Source organism: Paenibacillus sp. FSL M7-0896 (assembly GCF_037975415.1).
GTDB classification, from domain to species: domain Bacteria; phylum Bacillota; class Bacilli; order Paenibacillales; family Paenibacillaceae; genus Paenibacillus_AQ; species Paenibacillus_AQ silagei.
In genome coordinates this window covers 2,071,105-2,088,831 of the sequence record NZ_CP150250.1, presented here as the reverse complement: position 1 = coordinate 2,088,831, position 17,727 = coordinate 2,071,105, and the positions used below count along the sequence as shown (strand labels likewise).

The following is a 17,727-nucleotide window of genomic DNA, read 5'->3' as shown; positions in this document are numbered from 1 at the left end:
TAAATCCGCTCCATGCCAAGCTTTCGCCTTAGTTATTTCACAGGCTTTGCATGGAGCGTGCCGTTCACATACTGACTCATCCGAAACATGGGTCATCACCTCCCGGGATTCTAGAATTGGTGCAGATTACCTCTATTCTAGAATAATTCCCATATCCATTCAACCACTAGACGCTGCTGCACCCACAATTAGCTATAATCAAACTTTACGGCCTGAACATTAGTTTTTTGCGGGCGCCGATTATATAATAGAATCTATATGGTAAAGAAAGGATGCGATACAGCAAATGAAATTCTCAGAATATGTATACGAACGCCCGGATGTGGAGCAATTCAAGCAGGAGTTCACCACGCTGCTGAAGGACCTGGAGACAGGCAATCTGGAGGAGCAAAAAGCTGCCGTGGCAGCAATCAATAAGCTGCGCAGCCGCTTCGATACGATGGAGACGCTCGTGAGTGTCCGCCACTCCATTGATACGGAGGATGCATTTTACAAGGCAGAGCAGGATTATATGGACGAGACCGGGCCGGTAATTCAGGAGTACATCACGGATTATTACAGAGCCCTCGTCAACTCCAAGTACAGAGCCGAGTTCGAACAGGATTGGGGAACACAGCTCCTAAGCCTGGCCGAGATCTCACTGCGCACCTTCAGCCCTGAAGTGATTGAAGATCTGCAGCTGGAGAATAAGCTGTCCTCCGAATACTCCCAATTGATCGCGTCCGCCAAAATCATGTTCCAGGGCGAAGAACGCACCTTGGCACAGCTGATTCCGTTCGATTCTTCCACGGACCGTGAAGTTCGCAAAGGTGTATTCGAGGCCCGTAATGCCTTCATGGCAGAGCATGAACCCGAATTCGACCGGATCTATGACGAGCTGGTGAAGGTCCGGGCGGGAAACGCTGCCAAGCTGGGATACAAGAGCTTCGTGGAGCTCGGCTATGACCGGATGGGACGTACCGATTATAATGCTGAGATGGTAGCAGGCTTCCGCAAGCAGGTGCATGAGCATATCGTGCCGGTTGCGGGGAAGCTGAAGCAGCGCCAGCGCGAACGCCTTCAGCTGGACGGACTGAAATTTTACGATGAGGGTATTAAGTTCAATTCCGGTAACGCTACCCCTAAGGGAGACCCGGACTGGATCGTGGCGAATGGTGCGAAGATGTACCAGGAGATGTCCCCGGAGACCGGTGAATTCTTCAGCTTCATGCAGGAGAACGGGCTGATGGATCTGGTCAGCAAAAAAGGCAAGGAATTCGGCGGCTACTGCACCTTCTTCAGCGACTACCGTGCTCCGTTTATTTTCTCCAACTTCAATGGAACCTCCGGCGATATCGATGTGCTGACCCATGAGGTCGGGCACGCATTCCAAGCGTATTCCAGCCGGAATATGGAGGTTCCTGAATATACGTTCCCGACCTCCGAAGCCGCTGAGATTCATTCGATGAGTATGGAGTTCTTCGCCTGGCCATGGATGGACCTGTTCTTCAAGGAGGAGGCGGACAAGTACCGTTTCAACCACCTGGCGGACAGTTTGGAGTTCATTCCTTATGGCGTATCTGTCGATGAATTCCAGCACTTTGTGTACGAGCATCCGGAAGCTACGCCGCAGGAACGCAAACAGGCTTGGCGGGATATTGAACGGAAATACCTGCCGCACCGCGATTATGACGGCAACGCATACCTGGAGCAGGGCGGGTTCTGGCACAAGCAAGCCCATATCTTCCGTCTTCCGTTCTACTATATCGACTATACCCTGGCCCAGCTCTGCGCCTTCCAGTTCTGGAAACGCTCGAATGAGGACTTCGCCTCGGCCTGGCCGGATTATCTGAAGCTCTGCCAGGCCGGAGGCAGCCGCTCCTTCACGGAGCTGGTGAAGCTTGCCGGATTAACCTCCCCGTTCGAGGATGGCTGCATCGGCTCCGTCATCGGAGAGATTGAGGGCTGGCTGAACAGCATAGACGATAAGGCGCTTTAGGGACTGGGATTCATACACCGAATACAATTAAGTTATATTCACCATCAAGCGTAGCGTCAACTATTAGGGGCTGTCCCAAGTAGCCAGTTCACGGCTTCTGGACAGCCCCTAATTTTAAATTGGATCGACATGAGCCCGTCCTCTTACTTCTTCTTCCGCTTCTCTGCGGCCTGCTGCTGATTCTCTTCCACTCTGTAATTGACGATTCTGGTAATGAGCTCATAAGGGAGCGGCTCCTTGATGGGAAACTGCACCGAACCCTTGGCTCCTTTGTACTGCGCCAGTTCCTCCTTGAAGGCTTCGATTCCACTGGGTGCCGGGTAGAACCCAATATGCGTCTTGTAGGCGGCAAAATGCACCAGATTCTTATGCAGGAACCAGGTCGGCATCTGATAGCTGATCTTCTCCACTGCCTTAGGGGCGGCTTCCGAAATGACCTTACGCAAGCTCTGCAGAAGCTCCTGGACCTCCGGCGCAAAGGCGGCAATATACTGGTCCACCGATTCATAGGTAACTTTATTCTTTTCCACTTCGGCTTCATCTCCCTTGGGTTGGTTCATAGACGCAGTTAAAGTAAGCCCAACCTATATGTAGCACACAGCTTTTCAAAATTCAATGTGTAATTCGTAAGCGTCATGATCCCTTCGTGCTGGCCTTCCCTTAGGTGATATTCCACCATTCAGCCCATAGCTGTTGTCCATCTGGGGAGCAACGATAATGAACGGCTCGATTTGACCTGCCTCAAGAACCTTTCATATCGACCGCCTCCCGTTCTCCGACACAATCGTAGCACCTACAATTAACAGTACCACAAATCTGGATATTTATAGAAGTACAATTATACCGCTTGGCTGCGGCCTGTTTGTCACTGGTTGGCCTAACTGATATGTGTTTTAATAAAAATCAATCGTTTTTCCGGTTAGCTCCGTCTTACTTATGAAAACATATTTAAAGGACGACTTCTTCCATAGACCAACACAATAAGGAAGAGGGGATGGTGAATGGGGGGAAGACAATGAACAAAGCCAATACAGCAGATCTGGCGCTGATGGATGAAGAGGTGTTCTATGAGCGGCTTGCAAAGGAGCACCGTAAACTGTATACGCTCGCTTACAGCTATCTGCGCTCAGAGGCAGATGCCCTGGAAGCGGTGCAGGAAGCCTCGTGCCGGGCCTGGATGAAGCGTAAACAGCTCAAAAACGAGCAGGCCTTCACACCATGGCTGCTCCGGATTACCATCAACTGCTGCATGGATGAGCTAAGGCGTAAAAAACGCGTTGTGCTGACAGAGAAGCTGGAGGAGGAGCCCCAGGAGATGAGGAGCAGCGACCGTCTCGATCTGGAGCGGGCGATGAGCCGGATGAAGCCGAAATACCGGCATGCTGTGATGCTCAAGTATTACCAGGATATGACGACCACTGAAATTGCCAAGGTACTGAATAAGCCCGAAGGCACGATCAAAACCTGGCTGCGTGAAGGACTTAGGCTGTTGCGGAAATATCTGTGAGCAAATCGGAGGTGACAGAAATGTTGGAAAAAGAAGAGCGTGTCCTGAAACAGGATGCCCAGGAGGTCCATCTTCATGCAGAGGAGATTCAGGAATTGAAAATTCATAATGCAATGCGCAGCGGAATGGCGCAAGGGAAAAAACGCAGCAAACGGCGTTTCTATTCCTATGGGGCCGGCGCCGTATTAGCCGCGGCCGCAGCCATTTTTGTGATTGTCTCATCCATCGGCTTGCCATCTGGAGGTATAGACGATTCCGGCCTCAGCGGTTCAGTGCAGGCGGCCAGCACCAAAAGCTGGAATGATTTTGCGGACTATCGCAAACAGCCATTAACGAACCGGGTGGTTGGCGACATCCTGGAACGAAATCTGGTAAAGCCGGTCCGTCAAAGTGCAACAAACAATGGATACCGCATGGATGTAGATGGCGCTGTCACGGATGGCCGTAAAGTGTATATCCTGTTCAGCGTGCAGAACGATTCGGATACAGAAATTATACCTGCGGATACGAAAATTCAGTTTGGTGATTACGAGGTTCCATATCCACATCGGGGCGCAGCCTTGGAAATGGCATACGATAGCGACTCCCGGATTCCGCCCGGCGGAAGCAAGGATTTTATTTATTCCACTAATTATCCGGCTTCCATCACTGATTCCAAGGATCTGAAGTTCACTGTAATTCTAACCGGAACGTCCGATCAGGCGCTCGTTTCCAGCAGCAACAAGTATCGGACCGGCCTGGAGGTATCGTTTCAGCTTGATCCGGGCAGGTTCAAAGACCAGGAGCACACGCTGCCTGTGAATCGCACGCTTACCGTGGACGGTCAAAAGATCAAAGTGCGCCAAGTGCAGTATACTCCGTTCAATACTTATGTCGATCTGGAGTATGACGAGGCGAACACCAAACAGATTTTCAGCCTGCTGAATCCTGTTCTGATCGCAACGACCGGGAGTCAAACCGAGAAATTGGTTTATCCGGGCAGAATCACGGCCGATAATTCCGAGGTGTACAAAGACCACTCTCAGGCAACGCTGGTGTTCAGGTATACCCAGCTTAACCAGCCGGACTCCACCACGCTGAAGATTGCCGGGATCTCGGCGCTGGAGCCGGACCGTATGAAATTTGTGGTCGATCTGAACAAGCAGCAAGTGATTGAAGCACCGGCAAACGGTTTTGAAATTGTCACCTCCAAGAAGGAACATTCTGCAACAGCGGCAGAGATTCTGCTCCGGCGCAAGGTGACCGGCCTGTCTTATTATACCGATTCGCAAGGGGCAGTACAGGCGGAGTACATCGGCGCACAACTGGCCGACAAATTCACCGATGCGGACGGCCAGGTGCATAATAGGATGAATCGGGAAACTCCACTTACCAATTTTGGCGGCACCTCGATCTCTAGAGATGGTACGGGAACCGGTGAGATGAGTTTATCTTTTGACAGTCAAGCCGCAGATTACCCGCAGCCGCTTACCCTATCGGTTGAGCGCATTTGGAATCCAATTTTGGAGACGCAAAGTATCGAGCTGTTCTCAAAGAAATAGAAGCTTGCCGCAAACAGCAAGAAGCCCCGCCCAGCCGACAGGCTTGCGGGGCTTCTCCCTTTCTTAAGCCCTTTTACAGCAGTATAAGCATTCCGCTGCTTCGTCCGCTCCTAATTAATTTTAATAAGCTGCCATTTCTGGGCGTCGGTTCCGTTATCCGTCCATTGCTGCACGACCGCTCCGTCTGCGGTAGAGGAGTTAGAGACATCCATGGCCAGCCCGCTGGCTTTGGAGATCAGCTTGTAATATCCGCCGCCCACATCGATGATGCTCCACCGCTGGGCGTTGCTGCCGTTGTCATTCGCCTGCTGAAGCTGGACTCCGCTTGCCGTGGAGGCATTCGGCACATCCAGCAGCTTGCCGCTATGCATCGCTGTAAGCTTGTAGAAGCCGTCTCCTGTGCTCTCCACTCTGAATTGCTGATTGGCGGCGGTGTAATTGGTCCACTGATGCATTTTGGCCCCGTCTGCTGTAGAAACATCCGTCACATCCAGTACCTTGCCGCTTGCCTTGTTCATCAAGGTGTAGACTCCGCCGCTGACAATGCCGCTCGAAGGAGCGCCCGCCTGATATACCCGTACATAATCCACGAGCATCTGTGCCGGGAAGGGGGTAGCTCCATTCGGAGCACCAGGCCAGTTGCCGCCTACCGCAAGATTCAGCAGCAGGAAGAACGGTTTCTGGAATTCCTCCGTATTGCCGGTTCCGTTCTCAATATAGAATTCATTGAACTGGTTGCCGTCCACGAACCATCTGATGTACTTCGAATCCCATTCCACACTGTATACATGGTATTGGGAGAAGTCCAGATTACCGGATACCCTTCCGAATTCGGCATGGCCGCCTGCATCCCAGTGCACCGTACCGTTGACGGCAGCGTTATTATTTACCCGCTCCATAATATCGATCTCACCGCAGGCAGGCCAGCCTGGCGGGGTGTTGATATTGGAGCCGAGCATCCAGAACGCAGGCCATAATCCCTGGCCGGAAGGCAGCTTGATTCTGGCTTCGATTTTGCCATAGGTGAAATTCTTGAGTCCCTGTGTCTTAATCCGCGCCGAGGTGTAATTCATGCCTTCATAGGATTCTTTCTGCGCCGTGATGACCAGGTTGCCGCCGGTAACCTTCAGGTTCTGTGAACGGTTCGTATAGTATTGCAGTTCATTGTTGCCCCAACCGCCGGTACCTGTGCCAATCTCAGCCGTCCAGTTAGCGGTGTTCAGGGAGGAGCCGTCGAACTCATCGCTCCAGGCCAGATTCCAGGTTGCTGCGCTTGCGCTCCCCGCAGGGAGCAGTGCGATGAATAACGTGAACAGCATGAACAGACTTAAGAATTTACCTCTTTTAAGCATTATTGCCCTCCTCTATTGATTTCAAAATGGCCAGCCTTATTTCAATGCACGCGTACGTTCGTGCAGTTGAAACCTTACCCAACCGGTTTCGGACATGGATAATGGCAGCGCCTTCTTCTGCTACATCCCATATATATCGTTTTTGCTTCCCGGAAGAACCAGAAATTTGACAATTCAGCGAACCTGGAGGAAAAGGAGAGGGCGTCCTTTCGTAAGACACTGCCTCATCAAGCCCAGCCACAGCAAAAAACCGCTCTCCAACGGAGGCGGTTCATGCTTTTGCAAAGATGATACCTTGATTGCCGTACTACTCGAGTCCGTGCTCTTCGCGGATCTTATACATCCCTTGCACGAGCAGCTCCGAAGGATCACGGTTAAGCTGCAGATGCGTCAGTAACAGATGGAGCGGTATAGCGCATACGTTGTTTCCGTCCGTGATTGCAGGGAAGCCTGCTTCAAAGACCGGTCCATGCTCCTCGTTCCAGGCCAGGCCGGCATGCACCTGCTCCGGTGCGAACTCCTCCGTTACAGCGGCGATACACATCGGAACCAGCACATTATCGACAGCGGCCTTGGCTTCCTCTTCACTGGCGAGCGGCTTAGGCATGGAGTTGCCTCCCTTGGTCTTCATCAGCTCGTGGAAGAAGGAGGCCATCCAGATCTCCGGACTGTTGCCGGACTGGAACCGGGCAGCCAGCTCACGAAGGAAGAAGCCGCAGTAATAATCAGCGTTATCTTTATCCTTCACACGGAATACAAATACCGGTCCGTAGTTGTCCAGGTTCAGCACCTGTCCTTCCACATCGCTGAAGCTCATTTTGAGCGCTACAATGCCGTTATGAAAAACAGCCTTGAGCAGCTCATTCCAATTCTCTTCGGTCATGGCCTGCCCGGCAGCTTCCGCTTCACCGTTCACCGGCTCATTCGTGGTCTCATTGGTAGTTTCGTTTGTCATAATTAAATTCACCCCACTTTCTATCATACCATCCTATTGAACAAGGTAACATACCATATCTCTCAACTCAAATGGAAAGCTCTGCCGGACCCCCATGTATGTCCTTATGCGCAAGTGCTATACTAGACAGGGTACAGTAACCATCTCATTTTGCAGAAGGGAATGAACCTAACCATGAATACTGAACAATTGGACCGGATTCACACTGGCCAAGGCTTTATAGCTGCTCTGGATCAGAGCGGAGGAAGCACCCCCAAAGCACTGCTGCAATACGGTATTAAGGAAGACCGTTATTCAGGGGACGAAGAGATGTACACCATGGTTCACAGCATGAGAACACGCATTATTCAGAGTCCCGCCTTTAACCGGGAGCATATTCTAGGTGCAATTCTGTTCGAGAACACGATGGACCGCCTCATAGACGGGCAATATACCGCCGATTACCTGTGGGAGCAGAAGGGCGTCGTGCCTTTTCTCAAAATAGACCAGGGACTGGCCGCTCCTCAGCACGGAGTCCAGCTCATGAAGCCTATCCCCGCCCTCAATGATCTGCTGAAGCGGGCAGTCAGCAAGCATATCTTCGGCACCAAAATGCGCTCCGTAATTCATGAGGCGAACCCGGAGGGTATCCGGCAGGTCGTGGAGCAGCAGTTCGAGCTGGCCCGGCAGATCGCCGCCTTCGGACTCGTTCCGATTATTGAACCGGAAGTAGATATCCTCAGCAAGGACAAGCAGGAGTCAGAGCAATTGCTGAAACGGGAACTGGCCGCACGCTTGTCTGAGCTGCCAGATGGCGTGAAGGTCATGCTCAAGCTGTCGATCCCGACAGAGGATAATTTATACAGTGAGCTCGCCGCAGATCCCCATGTGGTTCGGATCGTAGCCCTCTCAGGAGGGTATACCCAGGCTGAAGCCAACGAGAAGCTCGCCCGGCAGCATGGAGTGATTGCCAGCTTCTCCCGCGCCTTATCCCAGGGGCTCAGCGATCAGCAGACGGAGGAGGCATTCAACAGCACCCTCGCCGCGTCGATCCAGGCCATCTATGAGGCTTCGATTACTTGATCAGATCCATGCTCATTTAAGCTCATAGCTTCATATACAGAAGAGGACCCCAGGCCTAGTGCCGCGGGGTCCTCTTCTGTATATTCCGAATATAAGTTCCGAACTCAAAACTACGCCTGATAAATCACCGGCTGATCGCTGCTGTCACCGCAACAAATCTAAAGTGTTGCAGGATCTGCAACTTCCAGCCCTGTATACCTGGGTATGCGGGAGAGATGTTGCATGATATACAGGATTTCTCGAGCTAATCCGCACAAAAGAGGGGAAATGCTGCCTTTCCTGCAACAATCTTCGATCAAGACCTGTTTAGTGGAGAGAATGTTGTATTTCAGGCAGGATTTCATAGCAGTAGCGCTCTTGCTCTAGCAGGAGCTATGCTTGCTTCAATCGCTTAATTCCCTCCCGCACCCTAGGCGCTACCTCTGTCCCGAAGAGGCGGATGGCCTGCATCACCTCGGCATGCGGCATAGAGCCGTGCGGGACATGCAGCAGGAAGCGGGTGATCCCTACGTGCTCGTAGAGGTGGAGGATTTTGCGGGCAACTGTGTCCGGGTCGCCCACATATAGAGCACCGTCAAAGCTGCGGGCAGCATCGTAATCCGCACGGTGATACGAAGGGAGTCCTTTCTCCACCGCCCGGACATTCGTCCGCGCATGTGTAGACGGGAAGAAGGCCTCCACAGCAAGCTCGTCCGTCTCCGCAACATAACCATGAGAGTGTGAGGCAATCGGAAGCTTGGACACATCATGACCAGCCTTGGCCGCTGCCTCCTTGTAGAGCCGTACATGCATGGCATAATCGGAAGGATTCACATTGCCGATAATCGCCAGAGCAAAGGGCAAGCCCAGGTTACCCGCACGGACCGCAGACTCCGGAGTTCCCGCACTCGCAATCCATACCGGCAGCGGATTCTGCTCCGGGCGCGGATAGATCTCCAGATTCGTTATAGCCGGACGGTGCTTGCCGCTCCAGCTCAACTTGCCGGGCTCCCGCAGCTTGAGCAGCAGGTCCAGCTTCTCGTCAAACAGCTCTTCATAGTCCTTCAGATCATAGCCGAACAGAGGAAACGACTCGGTGAACGAGCCCCGGCCCACCATAATCTCGGCACGGCCCCCCGATATCCCGTCCAGTGTTGCGAAATCCTGAAATACCCGAACCGGATCGGCTGAGGACAGAATCATGACCGCACTGGTCAGGCGGATTCGGGTCGTCAGCGGTACAGCCGCCGCCATTAGCACAGCAGGCGATGAAGCTGCAAAATCAGGCCGGTGATGCTCACCCACGCCGTATACATCCAGTCCCACCTGATCCGCAAGCACGATCTCCTCCACCACTTCGCGCAGCCGCTCCGCATGGCTAAGAGTCACTCCGGTATTTACATCAGGCGTTGTCTCGACAAAGGTGCTTATTCCAAGTTCCACGTATTGTTCCTCCTAGAAGTCAGTAATCTTTATATTCTAAAACTAAATAGTCAAATATTCAAAGAAAACTTTAACCCGCAGCAAACAGGGCGCCCCGGCTGTATTAACAGCTCCAGAGGCACCCTGTTTCGTATTAGCTGGCTAATCGTAGCCGCTCCCGCTTACTTCACCAGCTCCTCCAGGCTGCCAAAAGCACCTGAAGCCGATTTCAGCTTGGATTCGCCCCCGACCACACAGAAGTAATTCTGCTGCGTTACCGCGGCAAGCAGACTGGCATAGCTCCTGATATCCCCGGCTGTGGCTGACAGGATTTCATTACGTTCCTGCTGAAGGTCTTCCGCCGTAATCTGCTCGAAATAATGCCGGTCCGCCTGACGGCCTGTAGCGCCGGGACTCAGCGGCTGGTCCAGCATGGCCAGGGTCCCGATAATCGCCCTCTCCATCTCCGCTTCATCAGCCAAATATTCTCCGGCAAACTGAGAGGCCCGGTCATAGACCTCCAGCGTCTCCAGCAGGTTCGGATCGCGGTAGGAAGTGAACAGGATTACCCCGTCGCGGCGCAGGAGCAGATTGCCGCCATACGCTCCGCCCTTGACCCGGACCGTATTCCACAGGTAGGTCAGGCTGAGGATCTTCTTAAGCACCTGCAGCTTGCCGGAATAGGCGAAGCCCAGCTTCTTGTAATCATAACCTTTGACTACATACTGCACCTGGCTCGCGGACATGAAGCCTTCGTTGACCGCCTGCCCCTGTGCTGATAAGAGCGGCAGGGACTCTACCACCCGTCTGCTCAGGTCCAGCTCCTGCACATGTGCGGCGAATTCCGCATACGAATCCGCCGTACCGGTGAGGGAGAGCGTCAGATTCTGCGTATTGAACAACAAGCCGCAGATTTCCTTCAAGGTATCTGCAAGCCCTTCAGCCTGCTGGTCAATGCTGCGGGCAAGCTCCTTGATGAAGCGGTAATACGCCACGCCGCCAAGCTGCTCCTCGTACATCCCCCGGTCCGAGAAGTACGACAGCACCCGGCTGGCTGCAATCTCATTGCCTTTCTGGGTCAGCATCGCTTCCATGCCGGAGGCTTCCCGGCGGACAATCTCCTGCAGCTTGGACAGGTTATCCAGATTGCTGCCGTAGAGCAGCTCATGCAGCAGCTTCAGGGAACCGCCGATGTTGCCCTGCATGACCTTGATCCGCGCGCTGAATTTGGCCTGATAGCTTCCTTCCGCAGACTTCCCGGCTCCGAACACCTCATTCTGGTAACGAATGCCGCCCGTAGTAATCCCAATCTCACTGGTCAGCTCCTCAATACTGTAGGCTTCCGTCTCCAGCTGTCCTAGCACTCTCGCCAGCAGCTCCAGATAAGGAATCTGCTGTGCTGCAAGCACGCTGGTGTCCCAGTACAGCTTGATATAGGCAATTGCACCGGCAGCCACTTCATGATGCAGCACCTTAATCCCGTCCAGCGCAACCTCCACTGTGGGTACCCCGGCCGGGGCAATAGGGTTAACATCCTGGAGGGTCAGCTTCGGCAGCTTCTCCAGCTCCTCTGCGGGGTCAGGAGTATTCTGCCGGGCCAGCAGCTTCTGCGTGCTAAGCACCAGTTCATCCAGCTGTGCCGGGGCCAAAGACGCTTTATATGACGCCAGACGGCTGCGGACCGCCGCATCCTTTTCCCCTGCCAGTGTCTGAGAAGGCTGGAGGACAACGACACTGCAATGGTTACTGTTCAGCAGGTAGGTCTCAATCAGCCGCTCGAAATACCGCTCGCCACTTTGCTCACGAATCGCCGTAATCGCCGCTTCGTACTCCAGATATGTGGACGGCAAGCCGTCATACAGCCAGGCCTTCATCACTTCCATATTGTAGGTGAGACCCTTCGGATATTGGCTGAAATCGGCTTCCCGCAGTTCAAATTCCTTGCTGTTCACCGCAGCGAGCACCAGCTTCTCATCCAGACCTTCCGCAGCAAGGCGGCTTAAGGTAGCTCTGACCAGATTCACGAACTCCTCCTTGGCCTCAGGGTTAGAATGTGTCAAAGCAATACCCAGCATAGGCTGAACCATGCTATCTGAATAAAAAGCAACCACATCCTTGCCCAGACCGCTCTCCAGCAGCGCTTGCTTCAGCGGGGCGGCGCTACTGTCCATCAGCAAGCTTTTCAGAATGGCAAAAGCCAGATTCAGCTCCCGGTCCAGAGAGGTCCCAATTACATAATTCAAGCTCAAGTATGTCTTGTCGGCAGCCGTTTCCGTCTCCAGAATGGGATACTCCGCCGTAAGCTGGGTCATGCCGGTCGGTGCCTGTAGTGCAATCGAAGTATCCATAGCCTTGCGGGTATAGCGGCTGAGATATTCTTCATGGATAAACTGCAGCCGTGCTTCGATATTCAAATCGCCATAGAGATAGAAATAACTGTTCGAGGGGTGATAATAATTCCGGTGCGCCTCCAGAAACTGTTCATAGGTCAATGCAGGGATATGCTGCGGATCGCCGCCGGAGGAGTGACGGTAGATCGTACCCGGGTAGAGCGATTTTTTGATCCGGTCAATCAGCACCGTCACCGGCGAGGAATACGAGCCCTTCATCTCATTGTAGACGACACCCTTATAGATCAGCTCATCCCCGGAATTGGGCAACTCATAGTGCCAGCCCTCCTGCTCGAAAATCTCCGGCTGACTGTAAATGTTCGGCTGAAAGACGCTGTCCAGATAGACCTCCATCAGATTGGCAAAATCCTGGTCATTCTGGCTGGCTACCGGATACATCGTTTTATCGCCAAAGGTAAAAGCGTTCAGGAACGTCTTCATCGAGCCCTTCAGCAGCTCAACGAACGGTTCCTTCACCGGGAATTTGCCGGAGCCGCAGAGGACCGAATGCTCCAGAATGTGAAACACTCCCGTGCTGTCCGCAGGCGGAGTCCGGAACGTGACACTGAATACCTTATTGTCATCCTGATTCTGTACATAGAGCAGCCGTGCGCCGCTCTGCTGATGCTCCAGCGTGTATACGGAGGATTCGATTTCCCGTATGTACTCCTTGCGTATAACTTCAAACCCGGAATAGACCTCACCTGCTATTAAGCTGCTCATAACTTTTCCCTCCTTGGTTCAGGGCTGCCCTGATTCCATGAGCTTATCATATCCGGGGTTTCGGGTTCCACTATGAGCTGCATAGAGGCTTGTTCATTACTATAACCTCCTGATCAAATATGTTAAAATATGCGGATAGCTTATCTTAGCAGCAATTGAATTGTACAGCAAAGGATGGATCATGATGGAGCTCACGATGAATTGGATTACACTCAGGGTACGCAATTTGGAGGCTTCCCTTGATTTCTATCACCGGATTCTAGGGCTTCCTGTGGAGCGCAGATTCGAGAGCAGAGGGAAGCAGATCGTCATGCTGGGGATAGAGGGGCAGCCGAAGCTGGAACTCATAGAGGGCAGTGACCCGCCGCTGAAGCCGGAGTGCGGAGTCTCTGTAGGCTTCGAGGTCGCATCGCTGGACAAGGCTATGGCCGAACTTGCTAAGGAAGGAATCCCGGTAGCCCGCGGCCCTATCGCGCCGAATCCCAGCCTGCGCTTCTTCTATATTCTGGACCCAGACGGCTTCGAAGTGCAGCTTGCGGAGCATATGTAACGGCGTTCGGATGGGCTTGCTATCCACGGACTAGCACTAGTGTACCTGATTTGCTGATTTAGCCTGCGATTGAGCCGAATGAGATGCAATAGTGCTCCTCATTTGGCCCACGCGCCTGCATGCCAGCACAATGTATGCTGTTTTCCACATACATTTGAGCCATGCGCCTGCATGTGAACACAATGTATGCTGTTTTCCACATACATTTGAGCCATGCGCCTGCATGTGAACACAATGTATGCTGTTTTCCACATACATTTGGCCTATATACCGCTGTACCAGCCGTTTGTACTCGGTTTTTAGCATAGCATTCAGCCTTTTACCGATGAAATTAGTTACACTCCTGCTCTCCCGGCGACCCTTCAGCCCCATTCAGCAACCAAGTCACTCTAGGAATCATTCAAAGAGCTCTTTTCCACAAATGTAGACTCACCTTGTCCACAACAGGAGGAATTATAATTTCCTGTACAGCAAAAAAACGGCATTTCTGCCGTTTCTTAAGGGATGGACTCTCAGGGGCTCGAACCCTGGACAAATAGATTAAGAGTCTACTGCTCTACCAACTGAGCTAAGAGTCCGTATGGTGTCTATGTATGATTCTTCTAGACGATGATCTCTAAGCTGACTGCGTCCGCTCAAAAGTACTTTCATAGTATACTTTTTTGAACGGGCGCTGTCAACTGTTTTATTAAAAGTTTCTCACACTTGGCTATGAACAGCTGTCTACACGCGATTCTTCCGCATCATCACCACATACACGGGGAGTCCGGCAAGCGTGATGCCAATCCCAATAAGCGAGCGCAGCGGATCACTGATGATCGTGCTGGCCAGAATATAGAGCCCCCCTGCTACGCCAAGGATCGGGGTGAACGGATAGAGTGGCACGCGATAGCGGCCTTGTACAGGCGGCAGCTTCCTGCGCAGGAGGAACACGCCGAACACGCCCATCGTGAAGAAGATCCACAGGACAAACACCAGCAGATCGGTCAGCGTATTGAAGGTCCCGGAGAAGATATAGATCACGGCCAGTATACTCTGAAAAACAAGCGCATTCGCCGGTGTCTGGAACTTCGGATGAATGCTGCTCAGCACCCGGGAGAACGGAAGCTGTCCCCGCTCCCCCATCGCCTGCGGCACCCGTGCTGCGGTCATGAGATAACCGTTCAGCGCACCCAGCACAGAGACAATAATGCCTGCCGTAATAAAGGCTCCGCCGCCGCTACCGAACAGCGCCTCTGCTGCATCGGCACCCGGAGTCGGGGACGACACGATCTGGTCATAGGGCAGCGCCTGGAACACCGCAATATTGAACAATACATACACGGCGATGACAAAAATAACACCGATCGAAATGACTTTGGGCAGCGTCCTGGCCGGGTCTTTGATCTCTCCCGCCATATTGGTTACGCTGATCCAGCCGTCATAAGCCCAGAGTGTGCCGAGCACCGCAGCCCCGAAGCCTGCACCCGCAGCCGCTGTACCGATGCCTCCGAAGCCGGGAGCCAGATCCGAGAACAGCCCGACGCCCACAATGCCCGCCACCGGAATCAGCTTTCCAACCGTAGCCACCGTCTGAATAATCCCGCCGAACTTCGTCGCTATAACATTCATCAACAGAATGAAGCCCAGAATACCCACGGCAAGCAGCTTCTGCTGCCATGCATTCAACGGCAGAAAGTAACCGGAATAGGTAGCAAAGGCAATGGCCAGCGCCGCCACAGAAGCCGGATAGGAGATCACCGCCTGCACCCAGCCGAGCAGATAACCGAATACTCCGCCGTACAATTCACTTAAATAAGTATATAGGCCTCCCGACTTCGGAATGGCAGCCGCGATCTCCGCCACACTCAGCGCCGAAGCCAGGGTAATGATCCCTCCAACACCCCAGGCCAGAATACTCATCCATGGGCTACCCGCATTATTCAATACAATTCCGGGCTTCAAAAAAATCCCCGATCCAATAATCATCCCGACCACCAGGGCCAGGGCTTGCATGAACGTAATACTTTTGGTTAACGGCTTTGTTGTCATGATGTGATTCATTGTCCTTCCGTTCTGTGAAATATTTATCATGCTTTTATTTCTCTATTTGTCCTGTTCACCCCTCTTTTTGAGCCGGAGAAATTGGTTATAAACCAAACTCCCCATTGTAACTAACACTATATGGAAGATATACTGAAGCCTGGGCGTATTTCCCTGGGCATAGCTGGTTCGCTCAGCGCCACAACCTTCGAGGAGGCATATACCTTTATGCTGTACACTCCAGGCATTACCGACTGCTCACCGGCAGAGGTGAATTATGACGCTACAAGAATCGGGGTATTGCATACCCACTTCCAGCAACTGATCGATGACAAAAAGATTCAAGCCGCCTCATATTGTATATCCAGATACGGCAAGACGTTCATGCACGGCGCCATCGGCCCCCTCTCCTACCGCAAAGAGCGGACGGAGCCGTTGTTGCCGACTACCGTTCATAGAATTGCTTCAATCACCAAAGCCATTACCTCCGTGGCCATAGCCAAGCTTGTGGAGGATGGCGTGCTCCGGCTGGACCTTCCCGTCGGCACTTTTCTGAAACCGTTTAACGTGGAGCCTTTTGCCAAAATCGATATCTACAGCCTGCTGACCCATACCTCCGGCCTGTTCCCCGACTGCGCGTGCAGCATGATTCCCTATCACAAAAGCTATTGGCAGCTCATCGGCGAATACTTCGACAGCTACAGGCCGGAGGACGGGGATCCGGACTGGATCACCGCCGCGCTGAGCTGCGGCGTGAATAAGAAGGTAGGCGAGGAATGGCAATACTGCTCCTTCGGCTTCTGTATTCTTGGCGAGATTATCAAGAAGGTGACTGGCGTTACCGCCGAGCAGTACATAGAGGAGAACATCCTGAAGCCGCTCGGCATGAAGGATACGATGTGGGAGCCGACGCCGGAGCTGGCGGGGCGCTTCATTATCCGCAACGAAATGCGGGAGAAGCAGTTGAATGAGCTGGCCCAAGGCATCCAGCCCGAGGTCTCTGCGGCAGAAAAGCTGTGGGAGACGGTATCCAGCACCGGCGGAGGGCTGTCCTCCACACCGGCTGACCTGATCCGCTTCGCCAACATGCTGCTGGGCATGGGCCGACTGGGTGAGACCCGCATTCTCGGCCGCAAAGCCGTCGAGAAGCTCACCACCCGTACACTCTACGGGGTTCCCGACTACTGTTGGGGCAATGATGTCAAAGACCGGAGCTACGGTATTGGACTGGATATGCGGAAGGGTCCCGCCTTCTTTTACTCCGAGGGCAGTTATTTCCATGAAGGAGCCGGAGCCTGCTGTATGGTGATGGACCCTGCCGAGCAGCTTGCTGCGGTATGGTTCGTGCCGTTCAAGGACGATAACTGGTACGCGGAGGCGCTGTTCAATGTCACCAATATTATCTGGTCAGGCGTGATCTGATGAACCGTCTCAAGCATAACTGGAGGATCTGCCGCTCCGTGGCGGCGGTAACCTATAAGGAGTGGAGTGCCTACCGCACTCACTCCCTGGTGTCCGTAATCGTCGGTCCTGTCTATTTCATGGTGCAGTATTTCATCTGGACCGCAGTCTATGGAGGGCAGGCTACACTGGGCGGGCTTGATCTCCAGCAAATGATCCGCTACTTCGGGGCAACGGCGCTGATTGGTTACCTGATCATGGATTTCGCCGACTGGAATCTGTCGATGCTTGTCCGCACCGGCAAGTTTCTGACCTTCCATCTGCGTCCGGTCGATCACCGTTCCTTCGCGCTGTTCCAGAAGCTCGGACACCGCTTCCTCGGCTTCGTGTTTGAATTTCTGCCGTGCCTGCTGATTTTTATCTTTATCTTCGGCATCGATATGCGGCCGGCAAGCCTGCCGTGGACCATAGTGTCCGTGCTGCTCGCTTTTCTGATGAATTTCTATGTCAACTATACGATTGGCCTCACCTCCTTCTGGCTGGTGCAGTCAGGGGGCATACGTAGCGCCTTCATGCTGGTGTCGGGGATTTTCTCAGGTGCGCTCATTCCGCTGGATTTCTTCCCGCACTGGCTGCAGGTGACCCAGTTGTTCCTGCCATTTCAATACATTGCTTATATGCCTGCCATGGTGTTCACCGGCCATTATTCACTCGGCGGCCTAGAGTTATCCATCCCGGAGGCTGTCGGCATGCAGGGAGCGGCTGTGCTGGTAATGTTCGGGTGCAATGAGCTGGTCCGCCGCCGGGCCATGAAGCAGTTTACCGCGGTCGGCGCGTGAATGAAT

The 17,727-nt window shown here is 53.2% G+C and carries 13 protein-coding genes and 1 tRNA gene; 7 read left to right on the top strand and 7 right to left on the bottom strand.

Translation table 11 applies throughout. The features are described 5' to 3' along the window. Window positions 1-286 precede the first annotated feature (286 nt). On the top strand, window positions 287-1,978 hold the full coding sequence (locus MKY12_RS08790; RefSeq protein WP_339313477.1) for a M3 family oligoendopeptidase: 1,692 nt from the start codon (window positions 287-289) through the stop codon (window positions 1,976-1,978). 143 nt (window positions 1,979-2,121) lie between these two features. Here MKY12_RS08790 and MKY12_RS08785 read toward each other — a convergent pair whose 3' ends face one another. Continuing rightward, a complete protein-coding gene (locus tag MKY12_RS08785; protein WP_339313476.1) occupies window positions 2,122-2,508 on the bottom strand; it encodes a DUF1801 domain-containing protein in 387 nt (128 codons plus the stop codon). Window positions 2,509-2,993: 485 nt separating this feature from the next. Here MKY12_RS08785 and MKY12_RS08780 point away from each other — a divergent pair, with 485 nt between their 5' ends. Together MKY12_RS08780 and MKY12_RS08775 are read left to right on the top strand one after the other, a co-directional pair. Beyond that, window positions 2,994-3,485 carry a sigma-70 family RNA polymerase sigma factor gene (locus MKY12_RS08780; protein ID WP_339313475.1) on the top strand — a complete coding sequence of 164 codons (492 nt, stop codon included), beginning with the start codon at window positions 2,994-2,996 and terminating at the stop codon, window positions 3,483-3,485. 20 nt (window positions 3,486-3,505) lie between these two features. After that, the gene (locus tag MKY12_RS08775) at window positions 3,506-5,026 is read left to right on the top strand and encodes a DUF4179 domain-containing protein (RefSeq protein WP_339313474.1); all 1,521 of its coding nucleotides are present in this window, start codon (window positions 3,506-3,508) and stop codon (window positions 5,024-5,026) included. Window positions 5,027-5,136: 110 nt separating this feature from the next. Here the strand turns inward: MKY12_RS08775 and MKY12_RS08770 are convergent, their stop codons facing one another. Together MKY12_RS08770 and MKY12_RS08765 are read right to left on the bottom strand one after the other, a co-directional pair. After that, entirely contained in the window at window positions 5,137-6,378 is a 1,242-nt protein-coding gene (locus MKY12_RS08770) for an RICIN domain-containing protein (protein ID WP_209874604.1), read from the bottom strand. A gap of 307 nt (window positions 6,379-6,685) precedes the next feature. After that, window positions 6,686-7,333: a hypothetical protein gene (locus MKY12_RS08765; protein WP_339255161.1), complete on the bottom strand. Its 648-nt coding sequence runs from the start codon at window positions 7,331-7,333 to the stop codon at window positions 6,686-6,688. A 174-nt stretch (window positions 7,334-7,507) separates the two neighbouring features. Here MKY12_RS08765 and MKY12_RS08760 point away from each other — a divergent pair, with 174 nt between their 5' ends. Further along, window positions 7,508-8,395: a fructose bisphosphate aldolase gene (locus MKY12_RS08760; RefSeq protein WP_339313473.1), complete on the top strand. Its 888-nt coding sequence runs from the start codon at window positions 7,508-7,510 to the stop codon at window positions 8,393-8,395. A 372-nt stretch (window positions 8,396-8,767) separates the two neighbouring features. On the opposite strand, the gene MKY12_RS08755 is transcribed toward MKY12_RS08760, so the two are convergent. Both MKY12_RS08755 and MKY12_RS08750 read right to left on the bottom strand, forming a co-directional pair. Continuing rightward, window positions 8,768-9,817: an Atu2307/SP_0267 family LLM class monooxygenase gene (locus MKY12_RS08755; RefSeq protein WP_339313472.1), complete on the bottom strand. Its 1,050-nt coding sequence runs from the start codon at window positions 9,815-9,817 to the stop codon at window positions 8,768-8,770. Window positions 9,818-9,978: 161 nt separating this feature from the next. Next, entirely contained in the window at window positions 9,979-12,909 is a 2,931-nt protein-coding gene (locus tag MKY12_RS08750) for an insulinase family protein (RefSeq protein WP_339313470.1), read from the bottom strand. A gap of 196 nt (window positions 12,910-13,105) precedes the next feature. Between MKY12_RS08750 and MKY12_RS08745 the strand changes: the two genes are divergently transcribed. Then, window positions 13,106-13,459, top strand: coding sequence for a VOC family protein (locus MKY12_RS08745; RefSeq protein ID WP_339255157.1), 354 nt, complete (start codon window positions 13,106-13,108; stop codon window positions 13,457-13,459). A 505-nt stretch (window positions 13,460-13,964) separates the two neighbouring features. Here MKY12_RS08745 and MKY12_RS08740 read toward each other — a convergent pair. Both MKY12_RS08740 and MKY12_RS08735 read right to left on the bottom strand, forming a co-directional pair. Next, a tRNA-Lys gene (locus MKY12_RS08740) sits at window positions 13,965-14,037 on the bottom strand. Between the two features lie 145 nt (window positions 14,038-14,182). After that, on the bottom strand, window positions 14,183-15,490 hold the full coding sequence (locus MKY12_RS08735) for an amino acid permease (RefSeq protein ID WP_339313469.1): 1,308 nt from the start codon (window positions 15,488-15,490) through the stop codon (window positions 14,183-14,185). A 132-nt stretch (window positions 15,491-15,622) separates the two neighbouring features. On the opposite strand from MKY12_RS08735, the gene MKY12_RS08730 reads away from it, so the two are divergent. Both MKY12_RS08730 and MKY12_RS08725 read left to right on the top strand, forming a co-directional pair. Further along, window positions 15,623-16,903: a serine hydrolase domain-containing protein gene (locus MKY12_RS08730; protein WP_339313468.1), complete on the top strand. Its 1,281-nt coding sequence runs from the start codon at window positions 15,623-15,625 to the stop codon at window positions 16,901-16,903. Further along, window positions 16,903-17,721 carry an ABC-2 family transporter protein gene (locus MKY12_RS08725; RefSeq protein ID WP_076085067.1) on the top strand — a complete coding sequence of 273 codons (819 nt, stop codon included), beginning with the start codon at window positions 16,903-16,905 and terminating at the stop codon, window positions 17,719-17,721. Before MKY12_RS08730 ends, MKY12_RS08725 begins: the two co-directional genes overlap by 1 nt. Window positions 17,722-17,727: the final 6 nt, after the last annotated feature.

Coding starts and splice junctions, on each gene's coding strand:
- MKY12_RS08790 (WP_339313477.1), top strand. CDS start 287: ATGAAATTCTCAGAATATGTATACGAACGCCCGGATGTGGAGCAATTC.
- MKY12_RS08780 (WP_339313475.1), top strand. CDS start 2,994: ATGAACAAAGCCAATACAGCAGATCTGGCGCTGATGGATGAAGAGGTG.
- MKY12_RS08775 (WP_339313474.1), top strand. CDS start 3,506: ATGTTGGAAAAAGAAGAGCGTGTCCTGAAACAGGATGCCCAGGAGGTC.
- MKY12_RS08770 (WP_209874604.1), bottom strand. CDS start 6,378: ATGCTTAAAAGAGGTAAATTCTTAAGTCTGTTCATGCTGTTCACGTTA.
- MKY12_RS08765 (WP_339255161.1), bottom strand. CDS start 7,333: ATGACAAACGAAACTACCAATGAGACCACGAATGAGCCGGTGAACGGT.
- MKY12_RS08760 (WP_339313473.1), top strand. CDS start 7,508: ATGAATACTGAACAATTGGACCGGATTCACACTGGCCAAGGCTTTATA.
- MKY12_RS08750 (WP_339313470.1), bottom strand. CDS start 12,909: ATGAGCAGCTTAATAGCAGGTGAGGTCTATTCCGGGTTTGAAGTTATA.
- MKY12_RS08745 (WP_339255157.1), top strand. CDS start 13,106: ATGAATTGGATTACACTCAGGGTACGCAATTTGGAGGCTTCCCTTGAT.
- MKY12_RS08735 (WP_339313469.1), bottom strand. CDS start 15,490: ATGACAACAAAGCCGTTAACCAAAAGTATTACGTTCATGCAAGCCCTG.
- MKY12_RS08730 (WP_339313468.1), top strand. CDS start 15,623: ATGGAAGATATACTGAAGCCTGGGCGTATTTCCCTGGGCATAGCTGGT.
- MKY12_RS08725 (WP_076085067.1), top strand. CDS start 16,903: ATGAACCGTCTCAAGCATAACTGGAGGATCTGCCGCTCCGTGGCGGCG.